The following is a 26586-nucleotide window of genomic DNA, read 5'->3' on the forward strand; positions in this document are numbered from 1 at the left end:
ATCACTTGATTAAATTTGATAAGGCAATTAAAAATTTATTCTAAATAAAAAATTGGGGTTTGTAGACAGCCTTTAGCGAAGATATTGTTCGATAATTGTGTTTTTTGTCCAAATTTTAATATTTCTAACCCATCAGCCTAGTTATAGGCTAATAAAATAGAACTTTATTAAAATGGTAAATTTTTTTTACGCTAGTTTGGCTCGATCATTAACTTTTTTAGTGTTTTTCTATTTTTTATCATATTCATTTTTCATCAAATATTCATACTAAAAGCGTATTTTTTATCCGTCATAATTGATCAAATGATAAAAGAATGAAAAATTTAACAACACTATTTAAAGTAACAACACTTTCTCTGACAATAACGTTATTAGCGGGATGTAATGACGATGATGATAACGGTACGGCCCCACCTGCTCAAAGAAGCAATCAGACTGTAAATATTTTAGCTTTTAATGACTTTCATGGAAATCTTGAGCCACCAAAGCGTTATGTTCAAGCACCAAATCCAAATGATTCCGCTCAATCTGTGCGTATTCCTGTGGGTGGGGTGAGTTACTTTGCCGACGCAATTAAAAAACTTAAATCAGAAAATCCAAATAATGCTGTTGTTTCTGCTGGCGATTTAATTAGTGCTTCCCCACTGACCTCTTCTTTATTTTTAGATGAACCTACTATTGAAGTAATGAATGATATTCAAATTGACTTTAATGCTGTGGGTAATCATGAATTTGACCGTGGTACAGATGAGTTACGCCGCTTAAAAAACGGTGGATGTCAGCAATATACTAGCACTGCACCTTGCCAAATTAATAAAAACTTTAGCGGTGCAAAATTTGATTTTCTTGCAGCTAACGTAGCAATGAAAAATGATGCAAGCAAAACGATTTTTCCTGCCTATAAAGTCAAAACTTACGGCGGTATTCCAGTCGCATTTATTGGTTTAACCCTTAAAGCAACGCCGAGTATTGTTTCGGCAGCTGGTATTAAAGATGTAGAATTCCGTGATGAAGCAGATACGGTAAATGCTTTAATTCCTGAGTTACAAAAACAAGGAATTGAAGCAATTGTGGTTGTAGTTCATGAAGGTGCTGCACCAAGTACTAAGTTTAATGAAAAAACATGTGACGGCTTAAGCGGCCCGATTTTGGGCATTTTAGAAAAGTTAAATCCGGCAGTTGATATTGTTGTTTCGGGGCATACGCATCAATCTTATATTTGTGACTATGCTACAAAAAATCCAGCAAAACCGTTCTTGCTTACCTCAGCTGGACAATATGGCACGCTTATTACTGACATCAAGATTGAGCTTGATGGTAAAACTGGTGATGTGATTAAAAAGGATGCTAAACAGGTTCCTATACAAAGTGAAGCCTACACATCTGGAACAACCACTGTAAGCCTTACAGATCTCTATCAAAAATTTAGTAAGACCCCAAGTATTGAAGCAATTTTAGATAAGTATCGCCAAGCTGTGACAACCATTTCAAGTCGTGTGGTTGGAACTGCAACAGCGGTTGTAAGTCGTACTCAAGTCGAGAGTGGTGAAAGTCCGCTCGGTATTATGATTGCCGATGCTCAGCAAGCGGCAGCCTTAAAAGCAAGTAACCAAGGCTCTGACTTTACACTCATGAACCCAGGTGGTGTACGTGCAGACCTATTGATTAACAGCAGTAACCAGATTACCTTTGGCGATGTTTTTGCGGTGCAACCTTTTGGTAACTCTATTGTGACTTTGAGCTTGACTGGCAAACAGATTAGAGATGTACTTGAACAACAATGGTCTGGTGCAAATGCAAATTCAGCGAGAATTTTACAGCCATCTAAAGAATTCACTTATGAATATGCGGCAAATACTTCTGTTTCACCGCGAGCAAGTAACATCATGGTTGCTGGTTCACCGTTGGTTGACAGTAAAGTATACCGTGTGACGGTAAATAGCTTCTTAGCAGATGGTGGCGATAACTTTACGGTATTAAAAGATGGCCAAAACCGTGTAGGTGGTGGTCAAGATATTGATGCTCTGGAAAGCTATATTGTGGAAAACTCAAAGAACTCTCCATTAATTATTCCTGCTACAACTCGAATTAAAGTAATTAAATAATAAGACTCGTCGAATAAAGGACAGCAAAAGCTGTCCTTTATTTTTCTCTATATAAAGGTTTTATTCAGTATAAAGGTTAAGCTCAATACTGCTAATGTCTGCTCCAGTATTTGCAAAAATAATTTCCATAACTTCATGAAGTAATTCATTAACTTTCTCATGCTCAAAGTTAGAGGCTTCTGATGTTTTAAGACAAATCAGATTACAGCTCATTTTATCTTTTCTGATTTTGTAGATACTTTTGCTTTTTCCTAAGAACACCCTTTTGATGAGTTTACGATTTTCAAATTCAGATAAAATTCTATAGATCGTTCCTAACGTTATTTTATATTCATTTTTAATTTGAGCATAAATATTGTCTGCGCTTAAACCTTGTGGATTCTGATTTAAGATTTCAAAAACATGTATTCTCGATTTTTTTATCGGTAGTCCGTTTAATAATGATTTTGAAGTTGTCGTCATGATTAATTAGCCTTAATGTTTAGAAGTATAAGATTTATTAAAATTATTTTGTCGATACTTGCTTGAAAATTATGGGTATTTGTTTATAAAAAAGCAAAGCCTATTCCCCTATGAATAGGCTTTGAGCTTAGTTTTACCTTAAAAACTATAAGTCGCTTTTACAAAGTAATTGCGTCCATAGAGTTTGGTATTAAAGGTTTTATTTTTATCTTCAAGATCAACATCAGTCAGGTTTTTTACACCATAATCCAATGTTAAACGTGGTGAAAGTGGTGACGTAAAGGTAACATCGTAAGTTGTATAAGCTGGTAACTCTTTAGTTGCTGAGTACATTTGTTTACCCACATAACTTACGCCAGCATTTACACGAAAATCCTCAACGGGCGCCCAAGAAATTGAACCATTAGCGAGCCACTCTGGTCGTTCAGTTAAATCTTTACCAGTAGTTTTGTTTTTTGCATCTAAATAAGTTGCATTTGCCTTAACACCTAAATTATCGGTGAAGTCATAACCACCTGTGAGTTCAACCCCTTTGAGTTCCGCACGGCTTACATTAGTCCAAATTTTTCTAAAATCGCCTTCTAAACGAGGGTCTCCATCGCTTAGGGTAATCGCTTCAATCAGGTTCTTCACATCATTTTGGAAAACTGTAACTCCAGCATTCCAATTTGGTCGAGTTACAATTAAAGAAGCTTCATAGTTGGTGCTTTCTTCAGGATCTAAGTTAGGGTTACCTCGAATATGGCAACTACCACCACATGAGATCATTGAATAATTGATATCTAGCTGAGCTGGAGATGGAACCTTATATGCCTGTCCTACACCACCTTTAAGGATGACACCTTCTGCTAACTCATATGTTAAATAGGCTTTACCTGTTGATTTGCCATCAAAGTCATCAAAATCGTCATAACGACCACCTAAAGTTAATGTCAGTGCATCGTTAATGTGGGTATCGTTTTGAACAAATACACCGTAGCTCTTCTGCTGGTTTTTTCCAGTGCCGATATAACTCACAACATCGGTAATTTTCTGGTCTTTATAATCAAAACCTGCTGTGGTGTTATTCATCAGCCAATCAAAGTTAGCGAAAGCACGACCAATTAAATTTTCTTGCTTATATTGACGACTTTGTGGTGCGTCATACTCGCTGTCGTAATCATAAATTTTGGCTGTTTCTTTACCAATATAGGCTTCTGTTTTACCCCATCCCCATTTTCCGCGGTGCGCAATCCCCACATTGGTACGTTTCATTTCTGATTCTTGAATGGAAGTTGCGGCATCCTGAGTAAGGGGTCGTTTATCGTTGTTATAACCCAAATCTAGATCTAAAGTTTGTTGGTCACTAATATTCCAGCTTAAAGTACCATTTACATTTTTAGTGTCTTTTTCTACAAAGTACGCTCCATCTGGATCTGGCTTACCATTTCGGTACCATGCATCACGGTTATATGCGTCTCCTGCCAAAGTAAAACTTAAATTATCGGTTAATCCCCCATATAAATTAAATCCGTAACGGAATTGATCTTTACCATTTCCACGGTCGGCTCGATTATATTGCCCAAAGATCGAACCATGAAGCTGCCCATCTTCTGCTTTTTTGGTAATGATATTGATTACACCACCCATGGCATCTGCACCATAAAGTGATGACATTGGCCCACGAATGACTTCAACACGTTCGATACTATTTAAAGGAATTGCGCTCCAGTCAAAGTCATTACCTCGCCACATTGCTCCGTTCGATGACATGCGTTTGCCATTGAGTAAGATGAGTGTGTAGTTACCCGATGTGTTGAGCATTCCTCGTATAACAATCTTATCTTGCCCACTATTGTAGTTATAAACCCCAGCTTGTTTTTGTAAAACATCAGCAAGACTGAGTGCTGCACTACGCTCAATCTCTTCGCTAGTAATCACACTAATCGATGCGGGTGCTTTATCAACATCTTGTTCTTTTAATGCTGCTGAAACCACAATAGTTTTAAGTTTTTGAACTGGTTCGGTATTGCCCTGCTGTTCACTATCTATATTTGCTTGAACTGCGAACGGAAGCAGTGTTGAGATGGCGACCACCAGCGCCTTTTTAGTTAACGTCATTTCTCGGCCCTTGTTTTGGATAATGATTACCATGTGATAATTATTATCATTTATGATGTGCCGAGCATCATATACGCATGACTTTTACTGATCAAGATAAAAATAATTATTAGTTATATAATGATAATCATTATTGTTTGTGCTGTAAAAAAGCGTTACCATTACACATTCGTGTGCCTAAAAACCTATTTAAAACAAGCTTAAAGTAGACATAACAATGCTCTCTCGATTTTTTATATATCACCCTATTTTTGTTTCTGTCATTGCAATCACTATTCTTATTTTTGGTTTTTTTGCCACTTTAGCAATGCCTATTGAACGGTATCCAAACCTTGCTCCGCCCAGTGTCACTGTTGTTGCAAACTACCGTGGTGCAGCTGCTGACACTGTAGAAGAAAGCGTGACCCAAATTTTAGAACAACAAATCAAAGGTCTGGATAATTTGCTTTACTTTACGTCCTATAGTGAATCATCGGGAACGAGTAGCATTGATATTCACTTTAAAATTGGAACAGATATTGATAAAGCACAATTACAAGTACAAAACCGAATTAATGCTGCGTTAAACCGTTTGCCTGAGGAAGTTCAAAAACAAGGCGTAAATATATGGAAAACCACGGGTGATATGCTGCTTATTGTTGGGCTATATGATGAAACAGGAAAAGCCAGCAATATTGAGTTGTCTGATTATATGGTGAATCACTTTGAACAACCTTTAAGCCAGTTACAAGGAATTGGTGAGGTTGATGTTTTTGGTTCGAGTTATGCCATGCGAATTTGGTTAAATCCAAATCAGCTTAGAAATTACCAACTTGTGCCGAGTGATATTGAACAGGCCCTCGAAGATTATAATACTCAAATTGCTGCGGGTTCGATTGGTGCAATGCCTTCTGCTTCTGACCAGAATATTTATGCAAAAGTAAAAGCAGGTTCACGTTTAAAAACAATAGATGATTTTAAATCAGTGGTGGTTAAAGCAAATATTGATGGAAGCCTTGTTTATTTAAAAGATGTCGCGAGAGTCGAATTAGGTGCGGAAAATTATGAAAGTATTAATACGCTTAATGGTTATCCATCGGCAGGCCTAGGTATATCTCTAAGCCCTGATGCCAATGCAATTGAGACTTCTGCTCTTATTAAAGAAAAAATGGCTCAGCTTAGTCAGCACTTACCAGCTGGATATAAAATTGTCTATCCAAGAGACAATACTCCCTTTATTGAAGAGTCAATTAAGCAAGTCATTATCACTTTGCTTGAAGCAATTGTACTTGTTGTTATTGTGATGTACCTCTTTTTACAAAATTGGCGCGCGACACTGATTCCAACCATTACGGTTCCTATTGTAATTAGTGGCACATTTGTTGTGTTGTATTTGTTTGGAATGAGTATTAACACCCTTACCCTATTTGCATTGGTTTTAGCCATTGGGTTGCTGGTGGATGACACGATTGTCGTGGTCGAAAATGTTGAACGACTTATGCATGAACAACAGCTTAGCGTACGTGAAGCTTGTTTAATGTCGATGCAAGAGATTAGCGGTGCCTTGGTTGGTATTACACTGGTATTAACTGCGGTATTTATCCCAATGGCCTTTTTTAGTGGTTCGACGGGTATGATTTACCGCCAGTTTTCTATTACCTTAGCGGCAGCTATGTTGTTATCGCTATTTGTAGCCATGACCATTACACCAGCAATGTGCGCAGTTTTATTAAAAAAGCATAATACAAAGCCAAAATGGGGACAAGCACTCGAGCTTGCTCTTCAAAAAGTTAGATCAACTTTTAGTTTTTTATCAGTTCGCCTAATTCAGTTCAAAGTCTTTTCCAGTCTGTTAGTTGTGGGCATAGCGGTTATTTTATTTATGATTTACCGTGGCTTGCCTACAAGCTTTATTCCTAACGAAGACCAAGGACTACTTGCTGTTCCATATAGTTTGCATAATAGTGCTTCGATGAGTCAGACCGAAGAAGTTGGAAAGCTCGTCAATAATTATTTTTTTGAACATGAAGCCAAAAATATTAATACCGTACTTGTGGTGAATGGACAAAATTTTTCAGGAAGTGGACCAAATTTAGGCATGGCGTTTATTTCTCTTAAACATTGGAATGAGCGTAAAGGTGAAGCCAATACCGCAAGCGCTATTCGTGAACGTGCTCAAACTTATTTGCAAAAAAACTTGCCAGCGAAAGTCATGGTAGGAATGCCACCAAGTGTATCTGGTTTAGGGCAGTCTGATGCTTTAGAACTTTGGCTTAGAGATGTAAATGGTCAAGGCCGCGATGAATTAATCAAACAATATAAAGCCTTAGAAAAAGAGGCGCGGAACTATTCAGCATTTGAAAATCTAAGTCCCCTTGTGAGTGAAGATAAAGCCGAAGTATTTATTCAACTCGATCAAAATAAGGCAAAAATGCTGGGAATTGATCAGCAAGCGATACGTTCAACTTTATCTACCGCTTGGGGTGGAAACTATGTTGGTGATTTTGTTGAAAGAGGTCGAATTAAAAGAATTATTATGCAAGGTGATTCTGAGTTTCGCTCTAAACCTGAAGATTTAGCTTACTGGCATGTGCGAAACAATACAGGTGGAATGCTTTCCCTCGCCCATTTTGCTCAAAGTCAGTGGACTGGTGGACCGGAAGCTTTAACTCGCTTTATGGGATTGGCTGCTATACAACTTGAAGCAAATATCAGTCCGGGCTTTAGTTCAGGACAAGCCATGCAAGAACTTACGGATATGGTTGCTAAACAATCTGGCGTAGACGTTGCGTGGAGTGGCCTCTCGTTACAAGAGCAGCAGTCTAATCGGCAGGCTATCTTTTTATATGTCATTTCTATTTTGTTTATTTTCTTATGTTTGGCAGCCTTATATGAAAGTTGGAAAGTACCATTCATCATTTTATTAGGTCTACCTTTAGGAATTACGGGCACTATTATTTTTGCCAAGATCTTTAACTTACCTAATGATGTTTATTTTCAAATTGCCCTATTAACGGGTATTGGCCTGTCTTGTAAAAATGCAATTCTAATTGTGGAGTTTGCGACCCAAGCACTCAAACAAGGGAAAAGTAAAATTGGCGCAGCAAGTGAGGCTTTAAAGCTGCGTCTACGTCCGATTTTGATGACCTCCCTTGCTTTTGGTGCGGGAGTTATTCCTTTAATTTTTGCGACAGGTGCAGGTGCTGCTAGCCGTTATGAAATTGGCATGAGTGTATTTGGAAGTGTTGTGTTTGGTACTTTACTTGTACCGCTATTTACGGTGTTTTTCTTTGTTATGATTCATAGTGCGCCAAGTTTTCAGTGGTCAATGAGCAAACTTAGGTTTACTCGAACTTTGAAATTTAACCGTCGTATTAAAAAGGACAATACATCCTTTTAAAAGTTAAAATAAAAAAATGGCAGATATTAAATCTGCCATTTTTTTATTCTTTGAATTTAAGCGACTAGCTTATCAATCCACACTTCTAGAGTTGGTTGTTCGGCTAAATCTTCAAAGCTGACCTGTGCACCATAAGCTTGCCATTTACCTACGAGTGTCATGAGGCGAACTGAATCAAGCCCAAGCATGAGTAAATCATCATTTAACTGGATGTCTGATACAGGAATCTGTAGCTGTTCACTCACTGCCAAGACAATACCTTCTTGGGTTAACGGTGATGCGGCTTGTTCAAGTTCCCACGAACGAGTGACTTGTTGAGTCGTCATGACTTGCCCACAACGTGTACTTGCATATTTCAAAGCCATATCGTGTTCTTCACGGCTAAAGTCAGCAAGTGCATCTCCACATAAAAATGGTTGAATGTTCAGCATAAATGCCTCTGCTGCGCTCATGAGACAACCAATATGTGCATAGACACCACAAATGATGAGCTGATCTCGGTTTGACTCACGCATGAGTTGCTCGAGTGGAGAAAACTTAAATGCGCTATAACGCCATTTTGTTAAAACAGTATCATTTTTTTGAGGCGTAATTTCCGGCAAAATTTGAGTGATTTCCGGATCGTCTTTTAGACCAGTTCCCCAGAAATCAGTTAGTAACTGGCGATGTTCTGGCGTCTGGTTACCAAGTTGTGCGGTATAGACCACAGGGATATTAAACTTGCGTGCAGTTTCAATCAGTTCTTTGGTATTTTTAATCAATTCTGGAATCGGTTCTTGGGTTTGATCATAAAAGTCTAAAAAATATTGCTGCATATCATGCACTAATAAAACAGCGCGGTTGGTATGCAACTGCCAATGTGTTTTATTCGTCGTAAATTCATGTGCTTGGGGCATGCTATAACTGGCAATCTTTGGAATACTCATCAAATTTTTCCTTTTTTATCTTTAAGCAAGAACATTGGTTTTAGTTTCAAGTTGTTGACGCAATCGTTTTTTGTCGACTTTTCCAAAGGCTGTGTATGGAAATTGCTCGATAAATTCCACGCGATCTGGAATTTTATAGGTCGCAAGTCCATAGTCTTTAAGGTGTTGGCGTACTGACATCGCAAGACGAATTGGACTTGGATCATCGCTTTGAGATTGCCATGCAACAAAGGCACAGCTTTTTTCACCCATGACCTCATCTGGCATAGCAACTAATGCCGCTAAACGAATTTGCGGATGGGTTAGTAGAGCTTGTTCAACTTCTTCGGTCGCAATCTTTTCCCCAGCACGATTAATTTGTTCTTTAGAACGGCCTTCGACAACAATGCATCCATCTTCACGAATACGAACTAAATCGCCAGTACGATAAAAACCATCAGGAGTAAAAGAACGCTCATTGTGCTCTGGTGCTTGGTAATAACCGCGAATGGTATATGGGCCTCGTGTAAGCAAATGCCCCACTTGCCCAGCTTCTACTGGTTGATCGTTATCATCTAGCACTAAAATTTCATCATCTTCAGAAATTTTTAAACCTTGTGTATGGATGATTTGGTCTTTCGTCATATCAAAACGGGTGTAGTTCACAAGCCCTTCAGCCATTCCAAAGACTTGTTGCAGATTGACCTTAAACTCATCAATTAAACGTGAAGCAACTGCATCAGGTAATCGCGCTCCGCCAACTTGTAAGCAACGCAATGTCGATAAGATTGGGGCTTGATCTTTTGCAGCTTTATCCATCCAAGGTCGAACTAATGCAGGAACTAGGCAAGCATCAGTTACGCCATGTTTTTTTATTAATGGAAATGCCGTGTCAGGACTTGGATCGGTTCCTAAAACAACCGCACCACCTGCATAAAAAATACCTAAAGAACCAGCTGAGCTCATTGAAAAGTTATGGGCCGCAGGTAAAACCATGAGTAAGCGTGATGACTGGTCCAGACAACAGATTTTGGCACTCTCACGAACACTGTAGAGGTAGTCATCATGGGTGCGTGGAATAAGCTTAGGAACCCCAGTACTTCCACCAGAAAGCTGTAAAAAAGCAACCTGATCTGCCGTAGTCGGAGAGATGGCTTCATCCAAAATATTGGTTTCTTTAAATAGGTCTTGAATGGCAACAAAGTTACCTGCATTTCCAAGTACAAATACATGTTGTAAGCAAGAAGCTGTTTGCTGAAGCTTTTCGGCAAGCTCTCGGTAGTCAAATTTTTGTGCACTAAAATCAGCACAGAAATAAGCTTTTGCTTGAGTTTGTTTGAAGAAACTGCTGAGTTCTGCATAGCGATGTGCGGGTAAAGACATTACCGGTAGTGCACCAAGCCGAATCAGTGCAAAAAATAAAACGTAAAACTGATAGTGATTTGGCATCTGTACAACTGCCTTGTCACCTGCTCTTAGTCCATATTGATATAAGTGGCTGGCACAGCAATCGACTAAATAATCGAACTCAGAGTAATTAACGGCTTTTTCACCCTCATAGATTGCAATATTTTTCGGGTACTTTTGCGCACTTTCACGCAAGAAGTCACTCAAGGTTTGTCCAAGCCAATAACCCTTTTTACGGTAAATCTCAGCAAACTCTGCTGGATATGGCACAGCACCATCCAAATAAACCTGTGTTGTCATATGTTTGATCCCTGTATTGGTAATTGGTTTGGTGAAATCTGGAATCCGTCCAGCACAGTACGGAATTTTGCGGCAGTTTCAGCATGTTCAGCTTGCGGATGAGAAGCTTCCACAATGCCTGCACCAGCAAATAAACGGGCAATATTCTGATAAATTCGGGCACAACGGACAGTCACCGACCATTCACCATTACCTTGTTCATCTGCCCATCCCATCGTTCCTGCAAAGAGTTCACGATTAAATGGTTCAAGTTGCTGAATTAAATCTTTGGCTACTGAGCTCGGTTCGCCACAAATTGCGGGCGTTGGATGTAAACGTTCAATGAGATCAAAAACATGTGTATCGGCTTGTTTTAACTCACCAGTAATATGTGAAGCCAAGTGCCAAAGACGTTTGGTACGAATAAGAGAAGGTTGTTTAGGTACTTGTAGTTGCTTACAAAAAGGTGTGAGCTCATCGGCAATCATTTCGATTACGAGCGCATGTTCATGCTGATCTTTTTGTGAAGCAAGTAATGCTCTGGCGTTGTTTTGGTCTATGGTTGGATCATCATCACGAGCCAATGTGCCCGCAACGGGTTTACTCCAGATTTTTGTATTTTGCTTTGCAATTAATAGTTCTGGACTTGCACCAACAAACCAACCTTCACTTTGAGGATGTCTCGCAACAGCGTAGTTATAACCTTCAGGATTATGTTTGGCTAAATTGAAAAATAAGTCTGAGATTGGAATATTTTTTTCAAATTCAAGTTGTAAAATGCGGGCTAGAACAGCTTTATCCAGTTTCTTTGCCTGCATTTGCTGAACCAGATATTCAACTTGCTGCTGGTAATGTTCACCTAACGGGAAATAATCGGCCTTGTTTAATCTTAAAGAACTAAGATCGAGATCAGATTGTGCATAGAGGACCTTCTGACATATTTTTGCATTTTGCATGAGCATTAAATTGACATCTGCTGCCGAGCAAAACGGCAGTCCGCCCATAATCTTGACGTCTTTATAACCGTCGGTAATCGCTTGCTGTAATTGAATTCGAGCTTCTTGTAGCCAATCTTTTAAAAGGCTATTTTTAGCGACCTGAATATCTTGTAATTTCTGATGACTATTGATTGTGTATTCTGGCGTGGTAAAAATAAAACCAGCATCATGTCCACACTTTAGAACCTCTTGAGCAAGTGCAACGTGGCTTTCAGTAAAATTTTCTCGTTGGATAAAATACGGATGCTGTGCCGACATCTCGTGACTCCTTATACCGTTATTTTGTTCTAATGAATGAGTGTTTAAACGCCTAAAGTGGCTCCCCCATCAACCACAATTTCTTGCATGGTAATTTGTGCTGCTTGATCGGAAAGTAAAAAGCTGACTGTATTTGCAATGTCTTCAGGCTGGGCTAATTTTCGTAGAGGAATACCTGTCCGGTATTGGCTTAAATCGCCATCAATTACCGCTGGCGGCGGCGCATTGTCCGTCCACAACTGTTGCTGCATTTGAGTTAAAGTTGAGCCTGGTGAAACAATATTGAGCCGTACCTGATGCGGTGCGATTTCAAGCGCAAGATTACGACAGTAGTGGCTGAGCGCAGCTTTACTAGTTGCATACATGCCAAGTTGTATCCGTGGCATACGTGAACTATTTGAGCTAATCGTGACAATACTTCCCTGTTTTTTCTCGCAAAAATGTTTGGCAAGTTGTTGACTAATCGCAATAGGAGCCATGACATTTACCGCAAAAAGTGTTTCCCAGTCTTCTGTTTTTGCTTCAAGCATAGAACGCATAATCAAGACACCTGCGGCGTTCACTAAACCTGTAATGTTGTGCTTTTCTAAAAGATCGGCAATAAGCTTTTGAGTAGCTTGTTGCTGTGTAATGTCCTGTGAAATGCCTTGCCAACGTAAACATTCATCTGATGTCAGGTTTTTGCTAATTTCCCATTGTTCTGGGTTTTCCTGCTGATCAATACCGATCACTTGATACCCTTGTTGCAATAATTGTTTTGCAATAGCAGCTCCGATACCTCTTGCAGCGCCTGTGACTACGATGGTAGAGCTCATGTTCTTACTCCCGTCTGATTTGATCACTAAATTGCGCAACATAATTGCAAATAATTATCATTATTATCAAGGGCGATAAATATCAAACATAAGATTACAATCTAAATTAAGTTATTTATTAACCATAATTTCAACTTAAATAATTGTTTTTAATTGATATTAATAAAACTTATCATTTTTTATTGATTATAATGATAATTGTTTTCATTTACTAATGAGAATCATTCTGATAATTTGACCGCGCTTTCTTGTCGAGATGGACTCAAAATGAAGCCATTTTCTCATCCTCTACATCCACTATTTCAACAATCAAATGTTGGATGTGAAACTTGGTGGAATACCGTTAAAAAATTAGGTAATCCCCTTGTTACTGTGCAAACAAATAATAAAACTTCTTGCACTTTTGTTTGGCGTAAACCCAAGCATGAAGAGCGTTGCTTCGTTTATATCGATGTCTATTCACAAAGCCCATCTATCTATCAAAAGTGGAATCGTTTTAGCCATATAGCTGGGACAGATGTGTACTTTTTTGAAATGAAACTCCCTGTAGCTTGGGCTGGTAGTTATGTTGTAGTTACAGCGAGTGAGGAAGCACCACAAACAAACTGTGCGGCAACGCGACGCTCATGGTGGCAAACCCAGCTTAAACAGAATGCTCAGATTGATTCATTAAGCCATCAGCAGTTTTATAGCGGACACTTGGCTCGTTACATTAATCATGTTCAACTCGAAAAGACAAAACAATTACCCACCACCCTTTGCCCTATTACAAAGACATTTCAGTGGTCAAGCGTGTTATGTCAACAAGATTATTTAGTTGATGTTTTTATTAGTGGTCAGGCAGTTCAAAAAACATTACCACTCGTTATTTTTCTTGATGGCCAAGTCTGGAGTCGAGAGCTTTCGATTCTTTCCGAAATTAGAGATTTAACCGATTTAAAAAAGATCCGTCCCGCTGCATACGTATTTATCCATAGTTTAAACAGCCAACAACGTCGACAAGATTATGGTTGCCATGATGTCTTTAGTCAGGCGCTTGTAAGTGAATTATTAGAAATTCTTTTAGAACAATATTCATTTATTTCAACAACGAACATTACCTTATGTGGTCAAAGTTTAGGTGGTTTATGTGCTTTGCATAGCGCACTGCTTTTCCCAAAAGTTTTTACATCCCTGATTTTGCAGTCTGGCTCTTATTGGTGGTCAGATTTTTCTAACAGCGCGTTGGGACGAAACCATACGGGTAACTTTTTAGAACTACTAAATTTATCTCATCCATTACCAAAAACAACTCAAATTTATATCAGTGCAGGCACGTGTGAAACCGATATGCGGGACGGTGCCCACCAGCTTTATCAACAATTGCAATCATTCAATCAAGTGAGTTTTCACACTTTTTTAGGCGGCCACGATGCGGTGAACTGGCGTGCAGACTTGCTTAAGGCATTGCAAAAAATTCTTTCACTATAACCATTTGTTTCATCAAGGATAACAATATCATGAGCAACTTACAGGAAAACTATATTAATCCTTTCGATAATGAAAGTTTGTCTTTTCAGGTTTTAAAAAATCAGCAAGGTGAGTTCAGTTTATGGCCAGCCCAACATCAGGTGCCATCAGGTTGGGACGTTCAACATGGTCCAGATACACGGGCTTCGTGTATTGCGTATGTAGAAAAGCATTGGGTTGCAATTAACCCATTTCAGCAAGCGTAAAGGAGTATTGTCATGAATCAGGCATTAAATAATGAATTTACTTCCGATATTTCACAACCAGCTCGTTTTGAATTGGCCTCTACCCAGCTCGGTATTTTTCTGGCCGATCACTTAAGTTCTATTGAAGATTTATATACGATTGCTCATTGCTTGGAATTACCAAAATCTATTGATATTTCAATATTTAAGCAAGCAATTCAAATGGGTTTAAATGAAGCTGACACAGTGATTGCTTCATATTCATCGGATCCGGCAGAACCATTTATTGAGCTTAATAACCAAGTACAGATTCGAATCGAAGAATTTGATTTTTGCCATTTAACCCCTCAAAAAGCTCAGCAGCGCTTATGGGATTGGATGCCATCTGACCGTCAATGTGCTAAATCGCTTAAAGCTGGTGAATCTCAACTCTTCCGTCAAGTACTGTTTACTACACATGACAAAGTGTATTGGTATCAACGCTATCATCACATCATGCTTGATGGTTTTAGCATGATTAACCTCACAAAACGAATTGTTGAGTTATATCAACAATTACAAGCTGGAAAAGACCTTAGTTCTTCACCTTTTATTGATGTTAATGATGTCATCTTAGAGCGTCAGGCTTATGAAAATAGCCATCAATTTAAGATAGACCAAGCTTTTTGGAAGGCTTACTGTGAAGACTTACCTAGTCCTATTAGTTTAAGTACACACCACTTAGCCTCGAAAACAACAGCCCAATTTGTTAAGCATCAGCTGCGCTTTTCTACAGGAATTTTAGAGCAAATTCAGGCTTTAGCTGCGCAATCTAAATTAGCTTTGAATGACATGATGATGTCATTGTCATTACATTATATTTACAAAATGACAGATAAAGCCGAATTGGTTAATGGCATTCCATTTATGCGCCGTTTAGGCTCAAAGGCGATTCGCTCAACATTACCCACAGTAAATGTACTGCCTGTGAAGTTTAATGTTGCTGAAAAAGACAGTTGGGTGAGTTTGGCTCAACATGTTCAAAAACAATTACAACAAGTTCGACCACATCAAAAATACGATGCTGAACAAATTTTAAGAGATTTAAACAGTATCGACATTCATGAACGGATGTATGGTCCAATTTTAAATTATAAAGCTTTTGATCAAGACTTGGTGTTAGATGGTGAAAAGGTCAAAACACATCATATTTCCACAGGACCAATTGATGATTTTGAGTTTTCTTTTATTGTTCAAGATCATGAACTCATTATCGAATTACGTGCAGATGCGCAGCGTTATACTCAAGATGAGTTACTCATGCATGGTCAGCGTATAACGCTGCTATTAGAGCAGACTTTATTACAACCAGAGCACCCATGTAGCAGTTTTAATATTACTACACAACAAGAACTTAGTGCGCTCACAAAAAGCGGTATAGGTCCTCGCGTTAACCATCCTGAACAATATAATAATGTTCTAGATATTTTTTATGAACAAGTTCAAAAGTATCCGGAACGTATTGCAATTATTAGTGGTGAACGTCCGCATCTACAACAACTTAGTTTTTCTGAACTTGCAATTCGGGTGAACCAACTTACCCGTTTTTTACAAGAAAATGGCGCAAAGAAACACACAGTTATTGCTGGTGCTATTCCCCGTTCTATCGATTCAGTTGTTGTGATGCTATCGGTATTAAATTCGGGTGCAAGCTTCTTACCACTCGATTTAGATTACCCAATCGATCGTATGCAAATGATGTGTGAAGATGCCAACCCATTGTTTGTTCTTACAACGCAGGCTCTTTCAATCCAATTGCCTCAAAATATTCAGCAGTTATATCTTGATCATGAAGATGTTCAAACACAAATTCAGAAGCAAGATGCGAGTGATATTCCCGCCGAAAATCGCAAATTTGATTTCCAAGATGTTGCTTATGTAATTTTTACCTCAGGAAGTACGGGGCGTCCTAAAGGGGTAATGAACACACATGGTTCTTTACTCAACCTGATTTTATCGCATAAACCTACAATTTATTGGCCTGTATTAGAAGCTGTAAATCAGCGTTTCCCTAACCGTCCGTTACGTGCAGCGCATACACACTCTTTCTCATTTGACTCTTCTTGGTTGCAAGTTTTCTGGATGTTAGGGGGACAAGAGCTGCATATTTTTGATGAAAACATGCGCCGCGATGCATTTGACTTAGTTCAGGAAATTCAGCAACGACAAATCGATACATTAGATTTACCGCCGTCTTTTTGCGCGCAAATGATTACCAATGGTTTATTTGCAGATGGTCAGCATCACCCAAGTCTGATTTTGATTGGTGGTGAAGCTGCGCCTTTAGCTTTATGGCAACAGCTTAATGCTCAGCCAGAGCTTTTTGCACATAACTTATATGGCCCAACAGAATATACGGTTGATACTTTCCGTGCAGAATTAAAGCACACATCACGTCCAGTCATTGGTAACCCGATTGGTAATACGCAGGCTTATGTATTAGATCGTCACTTGCAACGATGCCCGACTGGCGTGATTGGTGAGCTTTATATTTCTGGCTTTGGTATTGCTAATGGTTATTTAGGTCGTGCTGACTTGAGTGCTGCCCGCTTTGTTGCCAATCCATTTGAACATGGACAGCGCATGTATCGTACGGGTGATTTAGTACGTTGGAATACGGCTGGCAAGCTTGAGTTTATGGGGCGTTGCGATGACCAAATTAAAATTCGTGGTTATCGGGTTGAAATTGGTGAAGTAGAAAATGCGCTTTCCGTTTTACCAAATATTGAAAGTGTTGTCGTCATTGCAGAGCCAATTAATAACAGCCATCGTTTGCTCGGTTACTGTGTTGTCAAAGACATCGAACTCGATGAAAAAATAAGTGAGCAGTTAAGTCAACAATATTTAAGTCAGTTACGTCAAAATTTACCTGAATATATGGTGCCTTCAGCCCTCACAGTCATGGCTGAATTTCCCCGAAATGTAAGTGGTAAAGTTGATAAAAAAGCCCTACCGCGTCCGAAGGTTCGCAGTCATAGTCGTATGGCAGAAACACCAGAACAGAAGCTTTTATGTCAGATTGTCGAATCTGTGCTGAAACTAGATTCTATTGGGATTGATGACGACTTCTTTATGACAGGTGGTGATAGCATTTCTGCCATCATGGTGTGTACTCAACTACGGCAGCATGGCTACAGCTTAAGACCAAGTGATGTATTCCAATTCAAAACAGTTGCTGCTCTGGTACCCCATCTGACACGTTTAGATGAGCAACAAACGGCTATTTCAAAACCTTTATTTTCAGCAGACCTAGAACAAAAAGTTCAAGAAAAATATGGAAAAAACAGCACAATTTTACCTTTGCTTCCTTTACAAAAAGGTATGCTGTTCTTGTCTCAAGTAGAAAAAAAATCGAATTATAATGCCTTTACTCGTCTTAGCTTAAATGGAGACATTGATCCGGTACGTTTGCAGCAAGCGCTGATTGCCGTACTAAAACGTCACCCTCAATTAGGTGGACATTTTGATAGCGAATTAGCTGAAGAACCTGTTTTTATCTATTCATTACACCCTACTCAAGCTTGGCCAGTTCAGTTTTGTTCGGTCACTCCCGATTTGCTTGAGCAAACCATTCAAGAGGTATTACAACAACCGATTCACCTTGACCAACCCTATGGTCTGATTCGGGCAGCTTTAATTCAACATGCTCCTGAACAATCAGAACTATTGATTATGGTGCATCACTTGCTAACTGATGGCTGGTCAACTCCACTGTTCTTACAAGACTTTATTAAAGCCTACCAGCAAACTAATCAACAACTGCCTGCGCTTAAACATAGCTATGAAACAGTGATTAAAGCCTTATCTGGACGTGACCATGAAACGTCAAAAGTAATATGGCAACGTGATTTAGCCGATTTGCAGCCACTTATTTTATTTAATCAACCACAGCAAGCTGTACAGGAAACTTCATATCGTTTAAGTGCTGAGTTGGGTGCGAAACTTCAACACAAATTACGCCAACAAGGCATCACGCTAAATGTCTTTATGCAAATGATTTGGGCAATGACTTTAAATATTTATGCTCATCGTGAAGACATTGTGTTTGGCACACCTGTTTCTGGGCGTTCAGCGCCAATCAATGGCTTAGAGCAGCAGATTGGATTGTTTTTAAATACGATTCCAGTACGCGTACAGTTGAACATGCAGCAAACACTTTGGGAACAATTAGCTCAGTTACAGCAAGTGCATGTTGAACATTTAGAACATGATGGTTTAGGACTGGGTGCAATTCAGCAATTAATGGCTCAAGGCAATCTTTTTGATAGTTTGTTAGTCGTAGAAAACTACCCAGATAACCAATATTTACAGCAGAAACTTGGCGATGCTGCGATTTCAAAGCTCACAAATCGTGGTTATAGCCATTACCCGCTTGCTTTGTTAGTTATCCCTGATCATCAAATTGAGCTATTACTCGAACAGCGTGGTGTAATCGATCAGCCTGAACATTTCCTAGAGCGAATGGTTCAATTTATTGAAATTGCATTAAATGAACCAGAGGCTTCTCTAGGTCACTATCGCTTACAACTGGCCGAAGAGCGCGATTTAATCCAAAGAACGAATCAAACTCAATATTATGTTCGTCCAACAACATTACAGCAATTACTCAGAGAGCAAGCTCGAATTACTCCTGAACAAACGGCGTTATGTGATGAAACTCATCAGCTCAGTTTTAGTGAAATCCGATTACAAGTTTGTGCTTTAGCACAGCAATTGCAACTTGCAGGTGTACAGGCTGGAGATATTGTTGCCGTTGCCCTACCAAGGTCGGTCAAACTGAGTATTGCTATTTTAGCGGTGGTTGAAGCAGGTGCAGCGTACTTGCCACTCGATTTACAACATCCGTCTGAACGCATCAAATTTATGTTGCAGGATGCCAAATCTAAACTTGTGATTGGTGAACAAAAAGATCTAGCTGCTATTACTCAACCATCAATAGCCACCTTTGCTTTTAATGAATTATTTGATGAAACAAAAGTTGATTTAAGCAGCTATAAAACTACAGTCATTACCCCACAACATCCGGCATATTTAGTCTATACCTCTGGTACAACTGGCCAACCAAAAGGTGTCATGGTTTCTCACCAAGCCATTGTGAACCGTATTTTATGGATGCAATCAGAGTATCCACTCTCAGCAGCCGATACGATTCTGCAAAAAACGCCATGTACTTTTGACGTTTCTGTATGGGAATTTTTCTGGTCGTATCTGGTCGGCGCTCGATTAGCTATGGCACCTGTGGACGCACACCGTGACCCATTGGCATTATTAAATCTCATTCAAAAATATCAGGTAACCACATTACATTTTGTACCATCAATGCTGGCTGTCTTTGAAAATGCTGCTACAGCAATTTTGTCACTTGCTCAAAGACAAAGTTTGCCAATTCGCCGAGTGTTCTGTAGTGGTGAGGCTTTACCAACGGCTTTAGCAAAATCATTTACCCAACACTTTAGCTGTGAGCTACATAACTTATATGGCCCAACGGAAGCTGCGGTAGATGTGAGTTATATGGATGCAACGTTGGGATTACATCCTGAAGAAAGTAGCGTTGCAATTGGTTATCCGGTCTGGAATACGCAGCTTTATATTTTAGATCAATATTTACGCCCTGTTCCTGTTGGGGTGGACGGTGAGCTTTATTTAGCAGGTCACCAACTCGCCATGGGTTATTTGCATCGAGCGGACTTAACAGCAACTCGTTTTGTGGCAAACCCGTTTGTCGCAGGTCAAAGAATGTATCGCACTGGTGATATTGCCCGATGGCATGCAGACGGCAGTATTCAATATATAGGCCGTGCTGATGACCAGTTAAAGATACGTGGGCAACGTATTGAACTGGGTGAAATTGAACAACAATTAAGCTTAATCAGCGGTGTTGATGTAGTTGTACATCCTATTTCTTTTGAACAAAATAAAGCTGATATTCAGTTGGTTGCTTACTTGCAGACAACTGAACCTGTGGATATTGAGCAGTTAAAGAAACAATTAGTGAAACAGCTTCCTGCATATATGGTGCCGACACACTATATGTTGGTCGAGCAATTCCCATTAAGTCATAATGGCAAGCTGGACCGTAAAGCATTACCACGACCACAACTTGATACTTCAAATACAGAAAAACAGTATGCCTCAACTGCCTTTGAACATGAACTGACACGTATTTTCCAGCGTATTTTAAATACGGATCAAAATATTGGTGTGAACGAAGATTTCTTTGCCATTGGTGGACATTCCATTTTGGTCATGAAGCTTGCAATTGAAATCCGAAAAGTATTTAAGCGGACCATTCCAATTGGTCAGTTAATGAGTCATGTGACTATTCAGCGTTTAGCGGCTTTGCTTCTTACACAAGAACGTTTGGAAGAAGTTGAACAAACTGGTATGCAACCTGTTTTACCAATCCGTTCTGGCTCTGGGCATCCATTGTTCTGTTTCTTCCCCGGCTCTGGTTCAGCATGGCAATATACTGTGCTGAATCGTTATCTACATTCTGACTTACCAATTATCGGGTTGCAGTCACCTCGACCTGATGGTCTATTGGCAAATAGCGCTGATATGGATGAGCTGGTTGAAAAACAACTTGAAATTATTCGTAAGCAACAACCAACAGGACCTTATACCTTATTAGGTTATTCACTTGGTGGCACTGTAGCCTATGCGGTTGCAGCAAAGTTAACTGAACAAGGTGAAAAAGTTGATTTTCTGGGCTTGTTAGACACTTACCCTGCCGAAATTCATCAGTGGTTAGATTTATCTGTAGAAGAAATGAATGCTGAAGCTGAACAGGAACAGCTTCAATTCTTCAATGATATTTTAGCCGATGCAGACACTGCACTAAATGAAGAAACTCGCCGTTTACAAGAGGATATTTTTGCAAACTATCGTGATGCAGTACGTTTACTAAAACCTTATAAAATGCCACGTTTTAACGGTGAGCTACACTTGGTTGTTGCTGAAAAAGACCTACTAACGTATATCCAACCAGAACAACAATGGTCGCCTTTAGTTAAAAAGCTCAATATTGTTCGAATAAGTGATGCAGACCATACCGATTTATTATCTCCGCAGCAGCTTCAAACCCTTGGCCCAATTTTAAATCGCATGATTTGTCAGGCGCGCGGCTTAGAGGAGCAAATGCCATGAGTTTTAAATCAATATTGACCGATTTCAGTCTTTTAAAAAGTAATGCTCATTTTCGACATGTATTTATTGCCCGCACGCTATCATTACTAACCATTGGCATGCTCGTGGTTGCCATTCCCAAACAAGTCTATGACTTAACTGGTAGTTCGTTAAATGTTGCTGTTGCAATGGCCTTTGAAGGCGTTGCGATGTTTATTGGTCTGTTACTCGGTGGTTTGTTCTCAGATCGCAAAGATCGAAAATGGCTGATTTTACTAGCACGCAGCGTTTGTGGTTTAGGCTTTGCGGGGCTTGCGATCAATGCCATGTTTGAGCAGCCTTCGCTCTATGCTATTTATTTCCTCTCAGCATGGGACGGTTTTTTTGGTGCTTTGGGTGTAACCGCAATGATGGCGATCATGCCTGTGATTGTAGGGCGCGAAAATATTGTACAAGCCCGTGCGATCAGTATGGTATCCGTACGACTTGCTACCGTTATTTCACCAGCAATCGGCGGTATTTTAATTGCGTTCAGTGGCGTTGCAACCGTGTATTGGGTCTCAACGGTGGGTACTTTACTCACCGTGTTTTTATTGATGGGGCTACCTGCGCTTAAACCACAACATACAGCTAATGGTGAGAGTCCTCTTCGTCAATTAGTCCAAGGGTTTAAATTCGTTTTTAAAAACAAAGTGGTTGGCAGCACGATTTTAATTGGAACATTGCTTAGCTTTAGCAGTGCTATTCGCATTATTTTTCCGCAAATGGCAGATGAAATCTTTCACGGCGGTGCATTTGAGCTCGGTCTTATGTATTCAGCAGTGCCTTTAGGTTCGACTTTAGGTGCCTTACTCAGTGGATGGACAACACGGTTACTCCGACCAGGCTTAGTCATGCTCTACACGTGTTTAGGTGTCTTTAGTTGCATGATTATGATTGGGCTTTCACCATGGTTAATCGTAACTTTGCCAATTTTATGTGTTTTCGGATATTTGATGTCGATTGCCAACTTGCTTCAATACAGCATTGTGCAAGGACATACGCCTGATGAATATTTAGGACGTATTAATGCAATCTGGCTTGCTCAAGATGCTTTGGGAGATTCGATTGCCACCACAACTTTAGGACTTTTAACGCGGTTTTTACCAATATCAGGAAGCATTCTCTTCTTCGGCATATTAAGTTTTGCGGTAGGATTTATGTTCTTATTCAATTCTCAAGATATGCGTGAAACAGGATTCCAAGATCCTAAATTACAAGAAAATTAAGCCATAATTTAAAAGAAGGCAATTCGTTGCCTTCTTTTGTTTTTAAGCAGATCTATTAACTTTAAAAACCCAAGTCAAAATACAGTCTTGTTCCTCTTTCCAGCCGCCTTGATAGTGTTCTAAGAGTTGATGTCGATTTCGTATTTCTGATGTAAAAGCCAAAGTTAATGTTTGGTTTTCAAAATCAATATCCACTACAAAAGCTTCTAAAAAGTCGATGTATTGTTTAGCTATAGGATATACAGCTTTATATAAGCTTTCTTTAACAGAAAAAATTAAGCTCACAAATTGAGAAAAATCAAAAAACTCAGAGGCTTTAACCTTCCAAAGTTCAAGTTCAGAAGGCGTTAAAATAAGATGTGCGCTTTCTTGAGCAAATTCTGGGGTCACCCAATGCTCGATATCAATTCCTAAATAGCCGGCTTTGTCGGATAGCGCAACGATCAACTTATTTTGTGAATGACTAATACTACCCAAAACATGGGGTGGCCAGACGGGCAAATGTTCGTGCATAGATGTTAGTGGTTGATCTAAATCTAAATGATGCTTTAAAACAGCTTGAGCCAATATCCTTCCACATAAATACTCATGTTGGCGTTTAGGATGCGCTTGAGCAATTTTTTGGGGATGGTCTAATTGTTGGTCTATATGCAAATGCAGTGTTTTTGATAAGTCTAAACCATAACAATAGAACGGCATTTTAAATAAAATTGGTTTAGAAATTTCGAAAATCAACCCACAAAGAGACTCAGGAATATATAAATAATCACTTACAGCATTTGACATCAAATAAAGAATTTTTAACGAGTTATCTCCTATCTTATCGCATGGCAATACATCGATAAATAATTATATTTATCATTTGATAATAATTATTATTTACTTATACTATTGGATAAATTTTCCCCTTAATTTATTTAAAAATATTGATCATGAAACTTATAGGACTTTTTTTGACCCTGTTGGGAGCGGTCAGTGTCTATTGTAGTCATAGCAACCAAAACCTGTTATCTCAACATCTTCCCACCCTATTTAAGTATTTAGGCCTATTGTTTTTAGTCGTTGGATTAATTGCACTCTTTGCCAGCTTACCCAAAGTTGTTGCCACTTTTTGTTGGTTCATGCTTATCATTTTTGCATGGTCGTTCCTTCCTTTTATGGCGCTTTTTAAAAGGAAACTGGTTTCATGAAAGCTAAAATTCAGTCTCCTATTCAGCCAGACTGGTGGAGTAAAACCTTTGCTGGTGGTGTTCTAGGGTTAAGCCTTGCCATTGCTTTTGGCAACCTGATTGTTTTATTGGGTCAGCCTTATATTTCGATGGATCTTTTGGCCCAATTAGGCATGTGGAGTGTTCCTTGGGTTTGGATGCCAATTATGTTTGGCACCTATTTCTTTGTGACAGGAAGACAAGCAATGGTTTATTTATTTGTTACCAACGTACTGGCTTATAGCTTTGTGTTTCTAATTCGGGATTAAACAATGAAAGTACGTTCAGACATCATGAAACTTGCAAAAAGCATGCATACTTGGGTGGGTGTATGTGCAGGGATTTTACTTTTTATCTGCTTTTTTGCTGGCGGCCTCAGCATGTTTCAGCACCATATTAGTAAGTGGGCTACGCCAACGCAGCAAGTTTTACCTAAAGTCTCACCCGACCAATATAATGAGCTTAGTCAGAAAGTACAGGCTGCCTATCCTGCTGCACAAAAGAACTTCACACTGAATTTATCGTCGAATGAATTTCACTATGCGCCCATTACATGGAGTGAACATGAACGTGGAGATGGTTTTAATACTGGTCAGACCACGTGGATGGCCAGCTTAGATGAAAAAGGTCAGTTAATCGTTGCTCAAGAAAACTTATCTAAAGCAGGTTGGCTGATAGAACAGCTACATGAAACCGCAGGAATTCCGGGCATGGCAGGCCATCACGGATTGGGGCTCTATGTGATGGGTGTGGTTTCGATTTTATATTTTCTTGCTCTGCTTTCGGGCGTAATTATACTTTTACCAACATTAGTGAAAGATTACTTTGTTATTCGCCCTGGCAAGAATAAAAAGCGCTTTTGGTTAGATGCGCATAACGTAATTGGAATTACGAGCTTACCGTTCCACATCACTATTAGTATTAGCGTAATTGTCTTTGCTTTTCATGACTTTTTTTATGATGCAATTGGACAACTTGCACTCAAAGGACAGCCTGTTTTTCAACGTTCGCCTCCTGCACTTATTCAGCCTAAACAGACACAGATCGATGTGCATCAAATATTAGCTCAAGCCAAAAAAGTTGCGCCTGAATATTCAGTTGACTATATCCAGTTCAGTGGCTTAGATAAACCCGAAAAAGCCAATGCACGAATTGCCCTCTATAGTTCAGATCAGATGTTACGCGGTGCGAATCAAGACTTTATGCGTATGAACCCTTACGCGGTTGAGCACTTTAATCATAAAGGTATTAATACGCAGACTGATGCTGGTAATAAGTTAATCAATGCAATGTTTAGCCTACATTTTGGGAGTTTTGGTGGTACAGGCGTACGTTGGATCTATTTTGTTTTAGGTGTTGGCGGTGCTTTCTTATTTTATACAGGTAATATTCTTTGGGTTGAAACTCGTGCACGTAAGCAAAAGCGTGCTGAAGACCCTGTTCCTGTTCAACGTAAAGATGTGGTGTTCCTTGCGAATTTAACTATTGGTGCATGCTTAGGATGTGTTTTAGCTGTAGTGGGCACAATGTTGGCCAGTCGTTGGCTTTTCGCAGCATTCAATATTGAAAGTATGAATCACCTTTTTATGTATGGTTATTATGCAATTTTCCTACTGACTTTGATTTACACCTTTGCCATTGGTTATGCAAAAGCTTTACCACAACTGCTGTTAATCTTGGTTTTGGTGTTATTTGCGATTCCGCTTACATCTCTTGTAGCCCACTTCATTCCACAAAGTGGCTTATGGGTACATGGCGGAGAAATTTTGCTGGTTGATTTCTTGGCTGTCATTTTTGCTTTCGCTTTCTGGCGTTTTTATCAACAAGCCCAAGATCGCCGAAAATCTGCTCCAACTGGCAGTTTATGGGCTAGCTAACAACCATAAATCGACAAGACCGAAATAATGTGTGAAATATGAAAAATTATAAAATCCACATTGTTTCGGTCAGTTGTTTAATTTCTTGAATATCATGACTCACATAAAGCATGGGAATTTTTATTTCCTGTTTTACTTTTTGAAAAAAAGGAATAATTTCAGCTTTATGTGCGGCATCTAGTGCTGATAAAGGCTCATCAAGTAATAACAGCTTAGGTGAATACAACAGTGCCCGTCCGAGTGCTACTCGCTGTTTTTCACCACCTGAGAGCTTGATTGGCATACGTTCTAGCAAGTGTTCTAACTTTAATAATTCAATAATGTAATCAGCTTCAAAATGACGTTCTTGGTGTGCAAGATGTTTAAGACCAAATAATAAGTTTTGCTTTACCGTTTTATGCGGAAAAAGCTGTGCATCTTGAAAAACCAGTCCAACATGGCGTTTTTGCGTGCTCAAATTAATTTTTTGATCGGAATCAAACCATGTTTGGTTTTGTATTTTAATGAGTCCACTATGTGGTGTATTTAGCCCAGCAATGGCATGTAATATTGAAGTTTTACCGGAACCCGATGCACCGAATAACCCAACGACTGAAGCATCAGACTGAAAATTGGGTTCAATAAGAAATTGGCCCATTTGTAGCTGAAAGTGGCAATCAATCAACAT

The 26586-nt window shown here is 39.3% G+C and carries 16 protein-coding genes and 1 pseudogene; 8 read left to right on the top strand and 9 right to left on the bottom strand.

The window, feature by feature from the left end; all coding sequences use genetic code 11:
* The first annotated feature begins 314 nt into the window (after positions 1–314).
* Positions 315–2105: a bifunctional metallophosphatase/5'-nucleotidase gene (locus RMB03_RS15995; RefSeq protein WP_311076901.1), complete on the top strand. Its 1791-nt coding sequence runs from the start codon at positions 315–317 to the stop codon at positions 2103–2105.
* 60 nt (positions 2106–2165) lie between these two features.
* On the opposite strand, the gene RMB03_RS16000 is transcribed toward RMB03_RS15995, so the two are convergent.
* The gene (locus tag RMB03_RS16000) at positions 2166–2567 is read right to left on the bottom strand and encodes a transcriptional repressor (RefSeq protein WP_004642804.1); all 402 of its coding nucleotides are present in this window, start codon (positions 2565–2567) and stop codon (positions 2166–2168) included.
* Between the two features lie 138 nt (positions 2568–2705).
* The gene (locus RMB03_RS16005) at positions 2706–4667 is read right to left on the bottom strand and encodes a TonB-dependent receptor domain-containing protein (protein ID WP_311076902.1); all 1962 of its coding nucleotides are present in this window, start codon (positions 4665–4667) and stop codon (positions 2706–2708) included.
* A gap of 217 nt (positions 4668–4884) precedes the next feature.
* Here RMB03_RS16005 and RMB03_RS16010 point away from each other — a divergent pair, with 217 nt between their 5' ends.
* Positions 4885–8046: a multidrug efflux RND transporter permease subunit gene (locus RMB03_RS16010; RefSeq protein WP_311076903.1), complete on the top strand. Its 3162-nt coding sequence runs from the start codon at positions 4885–4887 to the stop codon at positions 8044–8046.
* Positions 8047–8102: 56 nt separating this feature from the next.
* Here RMB03_RS16010 and RMB03_RS16015 read toward each other — a convergent pair whose 3' ends face one another.
* From RMB03_RS16015 to RMB03_RS16035, 5 genes and pseudogenes are all read right to left on the bottom strand, one after another.
* The gene (locus RMB03_RS16015; protein WP_371864194.1) at positions 8103–8291 is read right to left on the bottom strand and encodes a phosphopantetheine-binding protein; all 189 of its coding nucleotides are present in this window, start codon (positions 8289–8291) and stop codon (positions 8103–8105) included.
* 30 nt (positions 8292–8321) lie between these two features.
* Positions 8322–8972: pseudogene (locus tag RMB03_RS16020) on the bottom strand (isochorismatase family protein); the annotation flags it as partial.
* A gap of 21 nt (positions 8973–8993) precedes the next feature.
* Positions 8994–10658 carry an AMP-binding protein gene (locus RMB03_RS16025; RefSeq protein WP_311076904.1) on the bottom strand — a complete coding sequence of 555 codons (1665 nt, stop codon included), beginning with the start codon at positions 10656–10658 and terminating at the stop codon, positions 8994–8996.
* A complete protein-coding gene (locus tag RMB03_RS16030; RefSeq protein ID WP_311076905.1) occupies positions 10655–11893 on the bottom strand; it encodes an isochorismate synthase in 1239 nt (412 codons plus the stop codon). Before RMB03_RS16030 ends, RMB03_RS16025 begins: the two co-directional genes overlap by 4 nt.
* 44 nt (positions 11894–11937) lie before the next feature.
* Positions 11938–12708 carry an SDR family oxidoreductase gene (locus RMB03_RS16035; RefSeq protein WP_198495824.1) on the bottom strand — a complete coding sequence of 257 codons (771 nt, stop codon included), beginning with the start codon at positions 12706–12708 and terminating at the stop codon, positions 11938–11940.
* Positions 12709–12975: 267 nt separating this feature from the next.
* Between RMB03_RS16035 and fes the strand changes: the two genes are divergently transcribed.
* The 4 genes from fes to entS are packed head-to-tail and all read left to right on the top strand — an operon-like array spanning position 12976 to position 22834.
* Entirely contained in the window at positions 12976–14178 is a 1203-nt protein-coding gene (fes, locus tag RMB03_RS16040) for an enterochelin esterase (protein ID WP_311076906.1), read from the top strand.
* 29 nt (positions 14179–14207) lie between these two features.
* Entirely contained in the window at positions 14208–14423 is a 216-nt protein-coding gene (locus tag RMB03_RS16045; RefSeq protein ID WP_003651732.1) for an MbtH family protein, read from the top strand.
* 12 nt (positions 14424–14435) lie between these two features.
* Entirely contained in the window at positions 14436–21587 is a 7152-nt protein-coding gene (locus RMB03_RS16050) for a non-ribosomal peptide synthetase (protein ID WP_311076907.1), read from the top strand.
* Positions 21584–22834: an enterobactin transporter EntS gene (gene entS / locus RMB03_RS16055; RefSeq protein WP_311076908.1), complete on the top strand. Its 1251-nt coding sequence runs from the start codon at positions 21584–21586 to the stop codon at positions 22832–22834. The genes RMB03_RS16050 and entS overlap by 4 nt, the downstream gene beginning before the upstream one ends.
* Before the next feature lie 42 nt (positions 22835–22876).
* Here the strand turns inward: entS and RMB03_RS16060 are convergent, their stop codons facing one another.
* Positions 22877–23620 (bottom strand): 4'-phosphopantetheinyl transferase superfamily protein, encoded by a 744-nt coding sequence (locus RMB03_RS16060; protein WP_311076909.1) that lies wholly within the window; start codon positions 23618–23620, stop codon positions 22877–22879.
* A gap of 400 nt (positions 23621–24020) precedes the next feature.
* Here RMB03_RS16060 and RMB03_RS16065 point away from each other — a divergent pair, with 400 nt between their 5' ends.
* Positions 24021–24311 carry a hypothetical protein gene (locus tag RMB03_RS16065; RefSeq protein ID WP_311076910.1) on the top strand — a complete coding sequence of 97 codons (291 nt, stop codon included), beginning with the start codon at positions 24021–24023 and terminating at the stop codon, positions 24309–24311.
* Positions 24312–24314: 3 nt separating this feature from the next.
* Complete coding sequence (locus tag RMB03_RS16070; protein ID WP_311076911.1) at positions 24315–25919, top strand: PepSY-associated TM helix domain-containing protein; 1605 nt, start codon at positions 24315–24317, stop codon at positions 25917–25919.
* A 46-nt stretch (positions 25920–25965) separates the two neighbouring features.
* Here RMB03_RS16070 and RMB03_RS16075 read toward each other — a convergent pair whose 3' ends face one another.
* Positions 25966–26586, bottom strand: coding sequence for an ATP-binding cassette domain-containing protein (locus tag RMB03_RS16075; protein ID WP_311076912.1), 621 nt, complete (start codon positions 26584–26586; stop codon positions 25966–25968).

It is taken from the genome of Acinetobacter sp. V91_7 (assembly GCF_031799075.1).
Lineage (GTDB): Bacteria > Pseudomonadota > Gammaproteobacteria > Pseudomonadales > Moraxellaceae > Acinetobacter > Acinetobacter calcoaceticus.